Source organism: Citrobacter sp. MGH104 (genome assembly GCF_001034485.1).
GTDB lineage: Bacteria > Pseudomonadota > Gammaproteobacteria > Enterobacterales > Enterobacteriaceae > Citrobacter > Citrobacter freundii.
In genome coordinates this window covers 137,205-153,432 of record NZ_KQ089819.1, presented here as the reverse complement: position 1 = coordinate 153,432, position 16,228 = coordinate 137,205, and the positions used below count along the sequence as shown (strand labels likewise).

General features: G+C 52.1%; 14 protein-coding genes. 11 read left to right on the top strand and 3 right to left on the bottom strand.

Translation table 11 applies throughout. From position 1 onward, the window contains the following. The 3 genes from leuB to leuL all read right to left on the bottom strand — a co-directional run bounded on the left by leuB (position 1) and on the right by leuL (position 2,841). The gene (leuB, locus tag SK34_RS19100) at positions 1–1,092 is read right to left on the bottom strand and encodes a 3-isopropylmalate dehydrogenase (RefSeq protein WP_003837420.1); all 1,092 of its coding nucleotides are present in this window, start codon (positions 1,090–1,092) and stop codon (positions 1–3) included. After that, a complete protein-coding gene (gene leuA / locus SK34_RS19095; protein ID WP_003837421.1) occupies positions 1,092–2,663 on the bottom strand; it encodes a 2-isopropylmalate synthase in 1,572 nt (523 codons plus the stop codon). The genes leuB and leuA overlap by 1 nt, the downstream gene beginning before the upstream one ends. A gap of 91 nt (positions 2,664–2,754) precedes the next feature. Further along, entirely contained in the window at positions 2,755–2,841 is an 87-nt protein-coding gene (gene leuL / locus SK34_RS24740; RefSeq protein ID WP_048998978.1) for a leu operon leader peptide, read from the bottom strand. Positions 2,842–3,494: 653 nt separating this feature from the next. On the opposite strand from leuL, the gene leuO reads away from it, so the two are divergent. The 11 genes from leuO to mraY all read left to right on the top strand — a co-directional run bounded on the left by leuO (position 3,495) and on the right by mraY (position 16,228). Next, complete coding sequence (leuO, locus tag SK34_RS19090) at positions 3,495–4,442, top strand: transcriptional regulator LeuO (RefSeq protein WP_003837423.1); 948 nt, start codon at positions 3,495–3,497, stop codon at positions 4,440–4,442. Between the two features lie 318 nt (positions 4,443–4,760). Beyond that, positions 4,761–6,485: an acetolactate synthase 3 large subunit gene (ilvI, locus tag SK34_RS19085; RefSeq protein ID WP_075262649.1), complete on the top strand. Its 1,725-nt coding sequence runs from the start codon at positions 4,761–4,763 to the stop codon at positions 6,483–6,485. 2 nt (positions 6,486–6,487) lie between these two features. Beyond that, on the top strand, positions 6,488–6,979 hold the full coding sequence (gene ilvN, locus SK34_RS19080; protein WP_003829566.1) for an acetolactate synthase small subunit: 492 nt from the start codon (positions 6,488–6,490) through the stop codon (positions 6,977–6,979). Positions 6,980–7,159: 180 nt separating this feature from the next. Further along, complete coding sequence (gene cra / locus SK34_RS19075) at positions 7,160–8,164, top strand: catabolite repressor/activator (RefSeq protein ID WP_003018794.1); 1,005 nt, start codon at positions 7,160–7,162, stop codon at positions 8,162–8,164. Between the two features lie 613 nt (positions 8,165–8,777). Next, positions 8,778–9,236: a division/cell wall cluster transcriptional repressor MraZ gene (mraZ, locus tag SK34_RS19070; RefSeq protein ID WP_003018792.1), complete on the top strand. Its 459-nt coding sequence runs from the start codon at positions 8,778–8,780 to the stop codon at positions 9,234–9,236. Position 9,237: 1 nt separating this feature from the next. Beyond that, on the top strand, positions 9,238–10,179 hold the full coding sequence (rsmH, locus tag SK34_RS19065) for a 16S rRNA (cytosine(1402)-N(4))-methyltransferase RsmH (RefSeq protein ID WP_003018789.1): 942 nt from the start codon (positions 9,238–9,240) through the stop codon (positions 10,177–10,179). Next, positions 10,176–10,541, top strand: coding sequence for a cell division protein FtsL (ftsL, locus tag SK34_RS19060; RefSeq protein ID WP_000625651.1), 366 nt, complete (start codon positions 10,176–10,178; stop codon positions 10,539–10,541). Before rsmH ends, ftsL begins: the two co-directional genes overlap by 4 nt. A 15-nt stretch (positions 10,542–10,556) precedes the next feature. Next, a complete protein-coding gene (ftsI, locus tag SK34_RS19055; RefSeq protein WP_003018783.1) occupies positions 10,557–12,323 on the top strand; it encodes a peptidoglycan glycosyltransferase FtsI in 1,767 nt (588 codons plus the stop codon). Continuing rightward, a complete protein-coding gene (murE, locus tag SK34_RS19050; RefSeq protein ID WP_003018780.1) occupies positions 12,310–13,797 on the top strand; it encodes a UDP-N-acetylmuramoyl-L-alanyl-D-glutamate--2,6-diaminopimelate ligase in 1,488 nt (495 codons plus the stop codon). The genes ftsI and murE overlap by 14 nt, the downstream gene beginning before the upstream one ends. After that, a complete protein-coding gene (gene murF, locus SK34_RS19045; RefSeq protein ID WP_016149554.1) occupies positions 13,794–15,152 on the top strand; it encodes a UDP-N-acetylmuramoyl-tripeptide--D-alanyl-D-alanine ligase in 1,359 nt (452 codons plus the stop codon). The genes murE and murF overlap by 4 nt, the downstream gene beginning before the upstream one ends. Further along, complete coding sequence (gene mraY, locus SK34_RS19040; RefSeq protein ID WP_003018774.1) at positions 15,146–16,228, top strand: phospho-N-acetylmuramoyl-pentapeptide-transferase; 1,083 nt, start codon at positions 15,146–15,148, stop codon at positions 16,226–16,228. The genes murF and mraY overlap by 7 nt, the downstream gene beginning before the upstream one ends.

Here is a 16,228-nt window from a genome sequence, read left to right as displayed (position 1 = left end):
TTACACCCCTTCTGCGACGTAACGGGCAATGATGTCGCCCATTTCATCGGTACTGACTGCGGCAGCGCCACGGGCTAAGTCACCGGTGCGGATGCCTTCTTCTAATGCGCGGTTGATGGCGCTCTCAATTGCGGTTGCCGCATCATTGGCATCCAGGCTGTAGCGCAGCAGCAGCGCCAGCGACAGGATTTGGGCGATAGGGTTGGCAATGTTTTTCCCGGCGATGTCAGGAGCGGAGCCGCCAGCGGGCTCGTACAAACCGAAGCCCTGATCATTCAGGCTGGCGGACGGTAACATGCCCATTGAACCGGTGATCATGGCGCACTCGTCAGACAGAATGTCGCCAAACAGGTTAGAGCACAGCAACACGTCGAACTGGGAAGGATCTTTGATCAATTGCATCGTCGCGTTGTCGATGTACATATGCGCCAGTTCAACGTCTGGGTATTCATTAGCAATTTCATTGACGATTTCGCGCCACAGAATAGACGTTTGCAGTACGTTAGCTTTATCAATCGACGTGACTTTACGGCGACGTTTACGGGCGGATTCAAACGCGATACGCGCAATACGTTCGATCTCGAAACGGTGATAAACCTCGGTATCAAAGGCTTTTTCATGTTGTCCGCTGCCTTCGCGGCCTTTTGGTTGACCGAAGTAAATTCCGCCAGTCAGTTCGCGTACGCATAGGATGTCGAAACCGTTCGCGGCAATATCTGCGCGCAGAGGGCAAAACGCTTCCAGACCCTGATAGAGCTTAGCTGGGCGCAGATTGCTGAATAATTTGAAGTGCTTACGCAATGGCAGCAGCGCGCCACGCTCTGGCTGCTGGTTTGGCGGCAGATTTTCCCATTTCGGGCCGCCAACGGAGCCAAACAGAATGGCGTCAGCTTGTTCACAGCCTTCAACCGTTGCAGGCGGCAGCGGCTGACCGTGGTTATCGATAGCGGCACCACCCACGTCGTAGTGGCTGGTGGTAATGCGCATGTTAAAGCGGTTGCGGATTGCGTCCAGTACCTTCAGGGCTTGCGCCATCACTTCCGGGCCAATACCGTCACCCGGCAAAACAGCAATATGATAATTCTTCGACATCACACGGTTTCCTTGTTGTTCTCGTTGTTCTGAGCTTTGCGTTGCAATTCTTTTTCGACTTCTTCGGCGCGCCAGATGTTGTTCAGCACATGAACCATTGCTTTAGCGGAAGATTCGACGATATCTGTCGCCAGACCGACGCCGTGGAAACGACGACCGTTATAGTTGGCAACGATATCCACCTGACCCAGCGCATCTTTACCGTGCCCTTTGGCGGTCAGGCTGTATTTCACCAGTTCGACGTTGTACTCAGTTACACGGTTGATTGCCTGATAAATGGCATCGACCGGACCGTTGCCGTTCGCCGCTTCGGCTTTGACTTCTTCACCGCAGGCCAGCTTGACGGAGGCGGTGGCGATGTCGTTTGAGCCGGACTGCACGCTGAAGTAATCCAAACGGAAATGCTCCGGCTCTTCCTGCTGTTTATTGATGAAGGCCAGCGCTTCCAGGTCGTAATCAAATACCTGACCTTTTTTGTCCGCCAGTTTCAGGAATGCGTCGTACAGGTTGTCCAGGCTGTATTCATTTTCTTTATATCCCATCTCGTCCATACGGTGTTTCACCGCGGCACGTCCGGAACGGGACGTCAGGTTCAGCTGTACCTGGTTCAGGCCGATGGATTCAGGCGTCATGATTTCGTAGTTTTCACGATTTTTCAGTACACCGTCCTGATGGATACCGGAAGAGTGGGCAAAGGCGCCGCTACCGACAATGGCTTTGTTAGCCGGAATAGGCATGTTGCAGATTTGGCTGACTAATTGACTGGTGCGCCAGATCTCCTGGTGATTGATGCGGGTCTGTACATTCAGGATATCTTTACGCACTTTGATCGCCATGATCACTTCTTCCAGTGAGCAGTTACCGGCGCGTTCGCCGATACCGTTCATCGCGCCCTCCACCTGACGCGCTCCGGCGTGAACGGCTGCCAGTGCGTTGCCTACGCCCAAACCTAAATCATCATGGGTGTGTACGGAGATGATGGCTTTATCGATATTTGGTACGCGTTCATACAGGCCAGAAATGATTGCCCCAAATTCGAAAGGCATGGTGTAACCGACGGTATCGGGGATGTTAATGGTTTTGGCTCCCGCGTTAATGGCAGCTTCAACCACGCGAGCCAAGTCGGCGATAGGGGTACGGCCTGCATCTTCGCAGGAGAACTCCACGTCATCGGTATAATTACGCGCACGCTTAACCATGTAGACCGCGCGCTCAATGACCTCATCCAGCGTACTGCGTAATTTCGTCGCGATGTGCATCGGCGAGGTGGCGATAAACGTATGAATACGGAAAGCCTCAGCGACTTTCAGAGATTCTGCGGCAACGTCGATATCTTTTTCTACGCAGCGAGCTAAGGCACAAACGCGGCTGTTTTTAACCTGACGAGCGATAGTCTGAACTGACTCAAAGTCGCCCGGTGAAGAAACGGGGAAACCCACTTCCATCACGTCAACGCCCATACGCTCAAGGGCCAGCGCAATCTGCAGTTTTTCTTTCACACTCAGGCTTGCCTGTAACGCCTGTTCTCCATCGCGTAAGGTGGTATCGAAAATAATGACTTGCTGGCTCATGGTTTAGGTCCTTGGTTTCTTAGGGCGCCTTGCTTCGAGCATAAAAAAACCCGCGCAACGGCGCGGGTTTTTTGTCTTAACTGGAGCTGACTTAATGCTGAATGTCGTCCACCAGTCTACCGCGCAACGAAGATGCGTTTAGTAGTAGTAGACCGTTGAAACGAGCAATGTAAGTCATCAATTAAGCTCCAGGCGAATGCGATATGCTTTTAGTGGTACTGGATATGAAGACTGATGTCAACCCTCACTCCAGCAAATGCCTCGTTAGAGGGGGGAAGTTTCTGCAAAACTTAAGCGAATTGTGCTGAATTTTTCGGGCTACATAAAATTAATCAGTTGATGGTTGTACATAATTTTCATGTTTTGACATATTTGAGCATAGTTATTTGCATTTATTGTAACGGCGAACTGAAGGAAAAATCGCTCTTGGAATTTCATATCTTGATGATTTATCTGTTTTTATAGTAATTATGAATGGCTATGGGTGGTGTAACACCACAAAATTGATAAATTAATGTTAACTTTTAATGTATTAATAATATAAACATTTAATTAAAACTTAAATACACATTCACTATACGTATGATTGTATATTCGCCATGCTTATGGTTATATTGTTTTTGAAATTTAAACATATGAATCACCGTGCAGTGACACTGCCACACTGCGATCGCATTGGTCTTTTGTTCATTTAGGTTTGTGCCTTTATGTTTTCCTAATTTTAATGTTTTTTCTTTTTCTCATCTTATATGTATGGTAAATCATATTAACGGAGATTATTTCTTCACTCCGTCTGGGAAAAGGGAGTTTAGAGTGACAGTGGAGTTAAATATGCCAGAAGTAAAAATAACAGATAAAACAAATATTATAGATATTGGGAAACCACAGCTTCGCATGGTTGATCTTAATTTATTAACCGTCTTTGATGCGGTGATGCAAGAACAAAACATCACCCGTGCCGCGCATACTTTGGGGATGTCGCAACCTGCTGTCAGTAATGCGGTCGCGCGCCTGAAAATTATGTTTAATGATGAGCTTTTTGTTCGTTATGGACGCGGTATCCAGCCGACAGCAAGAGCCTTCCAGCTATTTGGTTCTGTTCGCCAGGCATTGCAATTAGTGCAGAATGAACTGCCTGGATCGGGTTTTGAGCCAGCCAGCAGCGAGCGCGTATTCAATCTTTGCGTATGCAGCCCATTGGATAATATTCTGACCTCGTTGATTTATAATAGGGTTGAGCAAGTTGCACCAAACATTCATGTCGTATTTAAATCTTCACTCAATCAAAATACAGAGCATCAATTACGTTACCAGGAAACTGAATTCGTTATTAGCTATGAAGAGTTCCGACGTCCTGAATTTACCAGTATTCCGTTATTCAATGACGAAATGGTGTTAGTGGCAAGTAAAAAGCATCCGCGCATTAGTGGTCCTTTACTGGAAAGCAATGTCTATAATGAACAGCATGCGGTGGTGTCACTTGATCGCTTCGCATCATTCAGCCAACCGTGGTATGACACACCGGATAAACAATCCTCCGTGGCTTATCAGGGCATGGCATTAATTAGCGTTCTTAATATTGTGTCGCAAACGCATTTGGTCTCTATTGCGCCACGTTGGTTAGCAGAAGAATTTGCCGATTCTTTAGAACTACAGATCTTGCCTTTACCGTTAAAATTGAACAGCCGCACATGCTATCTTTCATGGCATGAAGCCGCAGGCCGGGATAAAGGACATCAATGGATGGAAGAGTTGTTAGTCTCCGTTTGTAAGCAGTAGCATTTAGCAGAGTAAACCGGACGGTGCATCCTGTTTATTCTGCTTTTAACTTTATAACTGAAATTTTATGCTGAACTCTATTTTTTACGTCTGTCCAAAAGTGTCAAAAAATAGAGTAATTGCTGTAAGTTCCCATTTTTAAGCGATTATTTATCATGCTGATTGCTTATGCTGGTTTAATTCTCCGTTTATTCGCGTCTTTCCTCCTTTTTATTCTTATTTACTCCAGTGCCACCCCTTCGGAGTCAATTGCCATGCGTCATCGTCAGCGGTTAATGTGTTGTTAAACCGCAATTCATTATAAGAGTGAGGCAAGCCATGGAGATGTTGTCTGGAGCCGAGATGGTCGTCCGATCGCTCATCGATCAGGGTGTGAAGCAGGTATTCGGTTATCCCGGGGGGGCCGTCCTCGATATTTATGATGCCCTGCATACGGTCGGCGGTATTGATCATGTGCTGGTCCGCCATGAACAAGCGGCGGTACATATGGCTGATGGCCTTGCGCGTGCCACGGGAGAAGTGGGGGTCGTATTGGTCACCTCCGGGCCGGGGGCGACCAACGCGATTACCGGGATCGCAACGGCTTACATGGATTCCATTCCGCTGGTGATCCTCTCCGGACAGGTCGCAACGTCGCTGATTGGCTACGATGCCTTCCAGGAGTGCGACATGGTAGGTATATCCCGCCCGGTGGTGAAACATAGCTTCCTGGTCAAACAAACGGAAGATATCCCGCAGGTGCTGAAAAAAGCCTTCTGGCTGGCAGCAAGCGGTCGTCCGGGGCCAGTGGTGGTGGATTTGCCGAAGGATATTCTGAATCCGGCGAAGAAACTGCCTTATAGCTGGCCGGACTCGGTGAGTATGCGCTCGTATAATCCGACGACGACGGGACATAAAGGACAGATAAAACGGGCGTTGCAGACGCTGGTCGCGGCGAAGAAACCGGTTGTCTATGTGGGCGGTGGCGCGGTCAATGCCGCTTGCCACGAGCAGTTAGCTCAGATTGCTGAAGCGCTGAATCTGCCGGTTGTCTCCTCGCTCATGGGGTTGGGCGCGTTTCCGGCCACGCATCGTCAGGCGCTGGGCATGTTGGGCATGCACGGTACCTACGAAGCCAATATGACCATGCATCATTCCGATGTGATCTTTGCCGTTGGCGTTCGCTTTGACGATCGAACGACGAATAACCTGGCAAAATATTGTCCGAATGCGACCGTGCTGCATATCGATATCGATCCGACCTCTATTTCCAAAACCGTTACTGCGGATATTCCGATTGTGGGGGATGCCCGCCTGGTGCTGGATCAGATGCTCGAACTACTGGAGCAGGAGAAATCTCAGCAGCCGCTGGATGATAATCGTGACTGGTGGCAACAGATTGAGCACTGGCGTGCCCGTCAGTGTCTGAAATACGACACGCAAAGCGAAAGAATTAAGCCGCAGGCGGTGATTGAAACCATCTGGCGTCTGACGAAAGGGGAGGCGTATGTGACCTCTGACGTTGGCCAACACCAGATGTTTGCCGCACTTTACTATCCGTTCGATAAACCGCGTCGCTGGATTAACTCAGGCGGCCTCGGGACTATGGGATTCGGTTTACCTGCGGCGTTAGGGGTGAAAATGGCTTTGCCAGATGAAACGGTAGTGTGCGTCACCGGGGATGGCAGCATTCAGATGAATATCCAGGAGCTGTCGACGGCGCTGCAATATGAACTGCCGGTGCTGGTACTCAACCTTAACAACCGTTATCTCGGCATGGTCAAACAGTGGCAGGACATGATCTACTCCGGGCGTCACTCACAGTCTTACATGCAGTCGCTGCCCGATTTCGTGCGCCTTGCTGAGGCTTATGGACATATCGGTATCCAGATTAATCGGCCTGAAGAACTTGAGAGCAAGTTGGGCGAAGCGCTGGAACATGTGCGTAACCATCGTCTGGTGTTTGTCGATGTCACCGTCGACGGTAGTGAACATGTCTACCCGATGCAGATTCGTGGGGGTGGGATGGATGAAATGTGGTTAAGCAAAACGGAGAGGACCTGATTATGCGCCGGATATTATCAGTATTGCTTGAAAACGAATCAGGTGCATTATCGCGTGTGATTGGCCTCTTCGCCCAGCGTGGTTACAACATTGAAAGCCTGACCGTCGCGCCGACCGACGATCCGACCTTATCGCGGATGACGATTCAGACGGTAGGGGATGAGAAAGTCCTTGAGCAGATCGAAAAGCAGCTCCACAAACTGGTGGATGTTCTGCGCGTTAGCGAGCTGGGGCAGGGCGCTCACGTTGAACGAGAAATCATGCTGGTGAAAATCCAGGCCAGCGGTTATGGCCGGGAAGAAGTGAAACGCAACACGGAGATTTTCCGCGGGCAAATCATCGATGTCACGCCGTCTATCTACACCGTACAACTGGCGGGCACCAGCGATAAGCTGGATGCGTTTCTGGCAACGCTGCGTGAAGTCGCTAAAATTGTGGAAGTTGCTCGCTCCGGCGTGGTGGGGCTTTCCCGCGGCGATAAAATCATGCGTTAATCATGATCGGGTTCTTAATTCGCAAGCCCAACGACTCAGGTTGGGCTTTTTTTTGCGAAATCAGCGGTAACCAGAGACAAAAGCGGTTGCCGGAGTCATTATTCTGCGCTTAGATGTTAATAAATTTAACCCATGCCATCACAAAGGTTATGGTTTGTACATTTTACGCAAGGGGCAATTGTGAAACTGGATGAAATCGCTCGGTTGGCCGGCGTTTCGCGAACGACTGCAAGCTACGTTATTAATGGCAAAGCAAAGCAATATCGCGTAAGCGACAAAACGGTTGAAAAAGTCATGGCGGTGGTGCGCGAGCATAATTACCACCCGAATGCCGTGGCGGCCGGGCTGCGTGCTGGACGCACACGTTCTATCGGGCTGGTGATCCCGGATCTTGAGAACACGAGCTATACCCGGATCGCAAACTATCTGGAGCGCCAGGCGCGTCAACGTGGGTATCAGCTGTTGATTGCCTGCTCTGAAGATCAGCCAGATAACGAAATGCGCTGTATTGAGCATCTTTTACAGCGCCAGGTCGATGCCATTATTGTGTCGACTTCCTTGCCGCCTGAACATCCGTTCTACCAACGCTGGGCAAACAGTTCATTCCCGATTGTGGCGCTGGATCGTGCACTGGATCGCGAACATTTTACCAGCGTTGTGGGTGCAGATCAGGATGATGCGGAAATGCTGGCGGAAGAGTTACGCAAATTCCCTGCTGAAACCGTCCTCTATCTGGGCGCGCTTCCTGAATTATCCGTCAGTTTCCTGCGCGAACAGGGTTTTCGTACCGCGTGGAAGGACGATCCGCGTGAAGTCCATTTCCTGTACGCCAACAGCTATGAGCGGGAAGCTGCAGCGCAGCTGTTTGATAAATGGCTGGAAACGCACCCAATGCCTCAGGCGTTGTTTACCACGTCGTTTGCTCTGTTGCAGGGGGTGATGGATGTGACCCTGCGTCGTGATGGGCAGTTGCCGTCTGATTTAGCGATTGCGACTTTTGGCGATCACGAACTGCTCGACTTCCTGCAGTGCCCTGTTCTGGCAGTGGCACAGCGCCATCGTGATGTCGCGGAACGCGTGCTGGAGATTGTACTGGCAAGCCTGGACGAACCGCGTAAACCAAAACCAGGTTTAACGCGTATACGGCGTAATCTGTACCGTCGCGGTATTCTCAGCCGTAACTAAGTTTCCTCAATTGATGGCGTCGGCGGGATAAGCCTCTGACGTCTTCAGTTTTTCTATTCTCAGAAATAACCGCATTATATTTAAGAATATTCTTTAGAATTATCTGAAATGTATTCTTGAAATACCCCGAATTAAAAATGCAACTATCCATTTTTGGGTTATTGATACGTAACGACGCGTTACGGTTGTATTATTTTGTTACATGCATGTGTGGATTTGTCGAATTAACAAACACTTTGCTCTCGTATTGCGGCCATCTGGTGCTTACCTTGGTCCTGCGCGGCGTACAGACCGATTAACTGGTACTGTTAACTCGCTGCATATTGTCCTAAAATGCCGCTCGCGTCGCAAACTGACACTTTATATTTTCTTCTGATGATATTCAGTTGTTTTAAACAATGATGAGTTGTTGGATTTTTTTCTTACAAATATTCATGACGTTAATTTGCTTCGTTTGCTGTACGGATTTTGTTCAACGCTGATATTAGCCGTAAACAATGGGTTTTTTGCTCCGCTAAGCGCCGCGACTTGCTTGACAAGGTTTTCCTCCGCTCCGTAAACTCCTTTAAGTGGGAATTTGTGGGATAAAGTGGTAATCGGGGGTGAGGCTGGCATGTTCCGGGGAGCAACGTTAGTTAATCTCGACAGTAAAGGGCGCTTATCTGTGCCTACCCGTTATCGGGATCAACTGCTTGAGAGCGCTACCGGTCAAATGGTTTGCACCATTGACATCCATCACCCGTGCCTGCTGCTGTACCCCCTGCCTGAATGGGAAATAATCGAGCAGAAGCTATCGCGTCTGTCGAGCATGAATCCAGTTGAGCGTCGCGTACAGCGCTTATTGTTGGGTCATGCCAGCGAATGTCAGATGGATAATGCTGGTCGATTACTGATAGCGCCTATTCTGCGGCAACACGCAGGGCTAACGAAAGAAGTGATGCTGGTTGGGCAGTTCAATAAGTTTGAGCTGTGGGATGAAACGACCTGGTATCAACAGGTCAAGGAAGATATCGACGCTGAGCAGTCTGTTACTGGCGCGTTGTCGGAACGATTGCAGGATTTGTCTCTATAAAATGACGGAAAATTATAAACATACAACGGTGTTGCTGGATGAAGCCGTAAACGGCCTGAATATTCGTCCAGACGGCATCTACATTGACGGGACATTTGGTCGCGGTGGTCACTCACGTCTGATCCTCTCCCAGCTTGGCGAAGAGGGGCGTTTACTGGCAATCGATCGCGATCCGCAGGCTATTGCCGTTGCTAAAACGATTACCGATCCTCGCTTCTCCATCGTACATGGACCTTTCTCTGCGCTGGCTGACTATGTCGCCGAGCGTGGACTGACCGGTAAGATCGACGGGATTCTTCTCGATCTGGGCGTTTCTTCCCCGCAGCTCGATGACGCAGAGCGCGGTTTCTCGTTTATGCGTGACGGTCCGTTAGATATGCGTATGGACCCAACACGCGGTCAGTCAGCGGCCGAATGGCTGCAAACCGCCGATGAAGCAGACATTGCCTGGGTGATTAAAACCTTTGGCGAAGAGCGCTTCGGCAAACGCATTGCCCGAGCCATCGTGGAGCGTAACCGCATCGAACCGATGACCCGCACCAAAGAACTGGCGGAAGTTATTGCGGCGGCAATGCCGGTGAAGGACAAATTCAAACATCCCGCGACCCGTACCTTCCAGGCGGTGCGCATTTGGGTGAACAGTGAACTGGAGGAGATAGAGCAGGCGCTAAAAAGCTCGCTCAGCGTGCTGGCTCCAGGTGGTCGCCTTTCGATCATCAGTTTCCATTCGCTTGAAGACCGCATTGTGAAACGCTTTATGCGTGAACAAAGCCGTGGTCCTCAGGTACCGGCTGGAATACCGATGACCGAAGCGCAGATCAAAAAACTGGGCGGCCGTGAGTTAAGAGCACTAGGCAAGATGATGCCGGGTGAAGAAGAGGTCGCTGAGAATCCTCGTGCCCGTAGTTCAGTTCTGCGTATTGCAGAGAGGACGAACGCATGATCAGCAGAGTGACAGAAGCCCTCAGCAAAGTTAAAGGATCGATAGGAAGCAACGAGCGCCATGCCTTGCCTGGCGTGATCGGTGACGATCTTTTGCGGTTTGGGAAGCTGCCACTCTGCCTGTTCATTTGCATTATTTTGACGGCGGTTACCGTCGTGACAACAGCGCACCACACGCGGTTACTGACTGCGCAGCGTGAGCAACTGGTCCTGGAGCGAGATGCGCTGGATATCGAATGGCGTAACTTGATCCTTGAGGAGAACGCGCTCGGCGACCATAGCCGTGTTGAACGGATCGCAACGGAAAAGCTGCAAATGCAGCATGTCGATCCCTCACAAGAAAATATCGTAGTACAAAAATAAGGATAAACGCGACGCATGAAAGCAGCGGCAAAAACGCACAAACCAAAACGCCAGGAAGAACAAGCCAACTTTATCAGTTGGCGTTTTGCGTTACTGTGCGGCTGTATTTTGCTGGCACTGGGTTTTCTGCTGGGTCGCGTTGCCTGGCTGCAAATCATCGCGCCGGACATGCTGGTGCGTCAGGGTGATATGCGCTCTCTACGCGTCCAGGAAGTGTCTACATCGCGCGGAATGATTACCGACCGCTCTGGTCGTCCGCTGGCGGTGAGTGTTCCGGTTAAAGCTATATGGGCCGACCCGAAAGAAGTACATGATGCCGGCGGAGTGAGCGTTGGCGAACGCTGGAGAGCGCTGTCAACCGCGCTGAATCTCCCGCTCGATCAACTGGCTTCCCGCATTAACGCCAACCCGAAAGGGCGCTTTATCTATCTGGCGCGTCAGGTAAACCCTGACATGGCTGACTACATCAAAAAACTGAAGCTGCCAGGTATCCATCTGCGCGAAGAATCCCGCCGTTACTACCCTTCCGGGGAAGTGACTGCTCACCTCATCGGTTTTACGAACGTCGACAGCCAGGGCATTGAAGGCGTTGAGAAGAGCTTCGACAAGTGGCTCACCGGACAACCGGGCGAGCGTATTGTACGTAAAGACCGGTATGGCCGCGTCATTGAAGATATCTCTTCTACCGACAGCCAGGCGGCGCATAACCTCGCGTTGAGCATTGATGAGCGTTTACAGGCACTGGTCTACCGTGAACTGAATAACGCCGTGGCGTTCAACAAGGCGGAGTCAGGCAGTGCGGTACTGGTGGATGTGAACACCGGTGAAGTGCTGGCAATGGCCAACAGTCCGTCCTACAACCCGAACAATCTCACCGGTACGCCAAAAGACGCGATGCGTAACCGCACTATTACCGACGTGTTTGAACCGGGTTCTACCGTTAAACCGATGGTGGTGATGACCGCGCTGCAGCGCGGTGTAGTACGCGAAAATACGGTCCTCAACACTATCCCTTACCGAATTAATGGTCACGAAATCAAAGACGTGGCACGTTATAGCGAATTAACCCTCACCGGGGTTTTGCAGAAGTCGAGTAACGTCGGTGTTTCCAAGCTGGCGTTAGCGATGCCGTCCTCAGCGTTAGTAGATACTTACTCACGTTTTGGGCTGGGAAAAGCGACCAATTTGGGGTTGGTCGGAGAACGCAGTGGCTTATATCCTCAAAAACAACGGTGGTCTGACATAGAGAGGGCCACCTTCTCTTTCGGCTACGGGCTAATGGTAACGCCGTTACAGTTAGCGCGAGTCTATGCAACGATCGGCAGTTACGGCGTTTATCGTCCACTGTCGATTACTAAAGTTGACCCTCCAGTTCCGGGCGAGCGTATCTTCCCGGAAGCGACCGTACGTACCGTGGTGCACATGATGGAAAGCGTGGCGCTGCCCGGCGGCGGCGGCGTGAAGGCGGCGATTAAAGGTTATCGTATCGCCATTAAAACCGGTACAGCGAAAAAAGTAGGGCCGGATGGCCGCTACATCAACAAATACATTGCTTATACCGCAGGTGTTGCGCCTGCGAGTCAGCCGCGCTTCGCGCTGGTTGTTGTTATCAACGATCCGCAGGCGGGTAAATACTACGGTGGCGCCGTTTCCGCGCCGGTCTTTGGTGCCATCATGGGCGGCGTACTGCGTACCATGAACATCGAGCCGGATGCGCTGACAACGGGCGATAAAAATGAATTTGTGAATAATCAAGGCGAGGCAACAGGTGGCAGATCGTAATTTGCGCGACCTTCTTGCTCCATGGGTGCCGGGTGCACCGGAGCGAGCACTGCGGGAGATGACGCTTGACAGCCGTGTGGCTGCATCGGGCGATCTCTTTGTCGCAGTATTAGGTCATCAGGCGGACGGGCGTCGGTATATCCCGCAGGCGATAGCGCAAGGTGTGGCTGCCATTATTGCAGAAGCGAAAGATGAAGCTACTGATGGTGAAATCCGTGAAATGCACGGCGTTCCGGTCATCTATCTTAGTCAGCTTAACGAACGTTTATCTGCACTGGCAGGCCGTTTTTACCACGAGCCTTCTGAGAAAATGCGTCTGGTCGGTGTGACCGGGACTAACGGTAAAACCACCACCACCCAACTGCTGGCACAGTGGAGCCAACTGCTTGGCGAAACCAGCGCGGTGATGGGAACAGTAGGCAATGGCCTGCTGGGCAAAGTGATCCCGACGGAAAATACCACCGGTTCAGCCGTTGATGTCCAGCATGTGCTGGCGGGGCTGGTTGCGCAGGGCGCAACGGTTGGCGCGATGGAAGTCTCTTCACACGGTCTGGTTCAGCATCGCGTGGCGGCGCTGAAGTTTGCCGCATCAGTATTTACTAACTTAAGCCGTGACCATCTCGACTACCACGGCGACATGGAACATTACGAAGCCGCGAAATGGCTGCTGTATTCCACGCACCATTGCGGTCAGGCCATCGTCAATGCGGATGATGAAGTCGGTCGTCGCTGGTTGGCGAAACTCCCGGATGCGGTTGCCGTTTCGATGGAAGACCACATCAACCCGAACTGTCACGGTCGTTGGTTAAAAGCGGTTGACGTGAAGTATCACGACAGCGGGGCAACGATTCGTTTTACCTCCTCATGGGGCGACGGCGAAATTGAAAGCCGCCTGATGGGGGCGTTTAACGTCAGCAATCTGCTGCTGGCGCTGGCAACGCTGCTGGCACTTGGCTATCCGTTAGCTGATTTACTGAAAACGGCGACACAATTGCAGCCGGTTTGCGGGCGTATGGAAGTGTTCAGTGCGCCGGGTAAAACCACCGTGGTTGTTGATTACGCCCATACGCCAGATGCGCTGGAAAAAGCGCTACAGGCGGCACGTTTGCACTGTACTGGCAAACTGTGGTGCGTCTTTGGCTGCGGCGGCGATCGCGATAAAGGCAAACGTCCGTTGATGGGCGCAATTGCCGAGCAGTTTGCAGATGTTGTCGTGGTGACTGATGACAACCCGCGTACCGAAGAGCCGCGCGCCATTATTAACGACATTCTGGCGGGGATGCTGGATGCCGGACAGGCGAAGGTGATGGAAGGTCGCGCAGAAGCGGTGACAAACGCCATTATGCAGGCGAAAGAAAATGATGTGGTGCTGGTGGCCGGTAAAGGTCATGAAGACTACCAGATCGTTGGTTCACAGCGCCTCGATTATTCTGACCGCGTCACGGCAGCGCGTCTGCTGGGGGTTATCGCATGATTAGCGTAACGCTCAGCCAACTGGCGGAGATCCTCCGTGGCGAATTGAAAGGGGCCGATCTGACCCTTGATGCCGTAACAACCGATACGCGTAAAGTGACGCCGGGCTGCCTGTTTGTGGCACTGAAAGGCGAACGCTTTGATGCCCATGATTTTGCAGACAAAGCGCAAGAGAGCGGGGCCGGTGCGCTGTTGGTCAGCCGCCCGTTGGACACCAACCTGCCGCAGCTGATTGTTAACGATACGCGTCTGGCGTTTGGTGAACTGGCTGCGTGGGTTCGCGCCCAGGTTCCGGCGCGCGTTGTCGCGCTGACCGGCTCATCCGGTAAAACGTCCGTCAAAGAGATGACGGCTGCCATTCTGAGCCAGTGTGGTAACACCCTATATACCGCGGGCAACCTGAATAACGACATCGGTGTACCGATGACGCTGCTGCGCTTAAACAACGATTACGACTATGCCGTGATTGAGCTCGGTGCCAACCATCAGGGCGAAATCGCCTGGACCGTCGGCCTGACGCGTCCGGAAGCGGCGCTGGTGAACAACCTGGCCGCCGCGCACCTGGAAGGCTTCGGCTCTCTGGCGGGCGTTGCGAAGGCAAAAGGTGAGATTTTTACCGGTCTGTCAGCGAACGGTATCGCCATTATGAATGCCGACAACAACGACTGGCTGAACTGGCAAAGCATCATCGGCGATCGCAAAGTCTGGCGTTTCTCCCCGAATGCAGCCAATAGCGACTTTTCGGCGACCAACGTTCATGTGACCTCGCATGGCACGGAATTTTCTCTGCAAACGCCGACCGGAAGCATTGATGTCCTGCTGCCGTTACCGGGTCGCCATAATATCGCTAACGCCCTTGCGGCGGCGGCGCTCTCTATGGCGGTAGGCGCGACGCACGAGGCGATCAAAGCGGGGTTGAAGGATCTGCAAGCGGTACCGGGGCGTCTGTTCCCGATTCAACTCGCGGAAAATCAGCTGCTGCTGGACGACTCCTATAACGCGAACGTCGGTTCGATGACCGCAGCGGTGCAGGTGCTGTCTGAAATGCCGGGCTATCGCGTACTGGTCGTTGGCGATATGGCAGAGCTTGGCGCAGAAAGCGAAGCATGTCACGTGCAGGTGGGTATCGCCGCGAAGGCGGCGGGTATCGACTGTGTGCTGAGTACAGGAAAACTGAGTCAGGCAATTAGCGACGCCAGCGGCGTTGGCGAACATTTTGCGGATAAAAGTGCGCTGGCCGCGCATCTTAAAGCATTGATTGCAGAACATCAGGTCATGACGATTTTAGTGAAGGGTTCACGTAGTGCCGCCATGGAAGAGGTAGTACGCGCATTACAGGAGAATGGGACATGTTAGTTTGGCTGGCCGAACATTTGGTCAAATATTATTCCGGCTTTAACGTCTTTTCCTATCTGACGTTTCGCGCCATCGTCAGCCTGCTGACCGCGCTGTTCATCTCTTTGTGGATGGGCCCGCGTATGATTGCCCGCTTGCAAAAAATGTCCTTTGGACAGGTCGTACGTAACGACGGTCCGGAATCGCACTTCAGTAAACGCGGTACGCCAACCATGGGGGGGATCATGATCCTCACCGCGATAGTTATCTCCGTACTGCTGTGGGCATATCCGTCGAACCCGTACGTATGGTGCGTGCTGGTGGTATTGATTGGCTACGGCATTATCGGCTTTGTCGATGACTACCGCAAAGTGGTGCGCAAAGATACCAAGGGCCTGATTGCCCGCTGGAAGTACTTCTGGATGTCGGTGATTGCGCTGGGTGTAGCCTTTGCGCTGTACCTCGCTGGTAAAGACACCCCGGCTACCGAGCTGGTGGTGCCGTTCTTTAAAGACGTGATGCCGCAACTGGGTCTGTTCTATGTTCTGCTGGCCTACTTCGTGATTGTGGGGACCGGCAACGCGGTCAATCTCACCGATGGCCTGGATGGTCTGGCGATTATGCCGACCGTGTTCGTAGCAGCGGGTTTTGCGCTGGTGGCATGGGCTACCGGTAACATGAACTTTGCCAACTATCTGCACATTCCCTACTTACGCCATGCAGGCGAACTGGTGATCGTCTGTACGGCGATTGTCGGCGCGGGATTAGGTTTCCTGTGGTTTAACACCTATCCGGCGCAGGTCTTTATGGGTGACGTCGGTTCGCTGGCGCTGGGGGGCGCGCTGGGCATTATTGCCGTGCTGCTGCGTCAAGAGTTCCTGCTGGTAATCATGGGCGGCGTATTTGTTGTGGAAACGCTGTCGGTCATTCTGCAGGTTGGCTCCTTTAAGCTGCGCGGACAGCGCATCTTCCGTATGGCGCCGATTCACCACCACTATGAACTGAAAGGCTGGCCGGAACCGCGCGTCATTGTGCGCTTCTGGATTATTTCGCTGATGCTGGTGCTGATTGGCCTGGCAACGCTGAAGGTACGTTAA